Below are 416 nucleotides of genomic sequence, written 5' to 3'. Positions count from 1 at the left end.
CGTCGTGCTCGGCCTCGTCGGCTGGCTCATCGTCGTGGCCGTCATCTCGCAGTGGCCCGACCTGCAGAAGTCGGCCCTGAGCGGGTTCGACCAGCTCCAGGACTTCGCGTCGACGCTGCCGATCTCGATCGACCAGTCGCAGATCGACGATGCCGTGAAGGGCATCCAGGACTTCGTCACCAGCTCGCAGTTCGGCTCCGGCGCGCTCGCGGGGGCATCGGCCACGGCGAACTTCCTCACCGGCCTCGTGCTGATGATCGTGGTGCTGTTCTTCTTCCTCAAGGACGGTCCGGCCATCTGGGAGTTCCTCCTCCGTCCCTTCACCGGTGCTCGCTACGACCGTGCTCGCCGGGTGGGTGACCGGGTCGTGCAGACGCTCGGCGGCTACGTCCGCGGGACCGCCACCGTCGCCGCGG

1 protein-coding gene is annotated in these 416 nt (G+C 68.3%); it reads left to right on the top strand.

Annotated features, from left to right (window positions below; translation table 11 throughout):
* A partial coding sequence (locus tag BIV03_RS18105) for an AI-2E family transporter (RefSeq protein WP_139202089.1) occupies positions 1-416 on the top strand: 416 nt, incomplete at both ends.

The sequence above is a fragment of the Curtobacterium sp. MCBA15_016 genome (assembly GCF_001865105.1).
Lineage (GTDB): Bacteria > Actinomycetota > Actinomycetes > Actinomycetales > Microbacteriaceae > Curtobacterium.
Note: the sequence above shows the minus strand (reverse complement) of the source record. Positions and strands in the feature narration are given on the sequence as shown.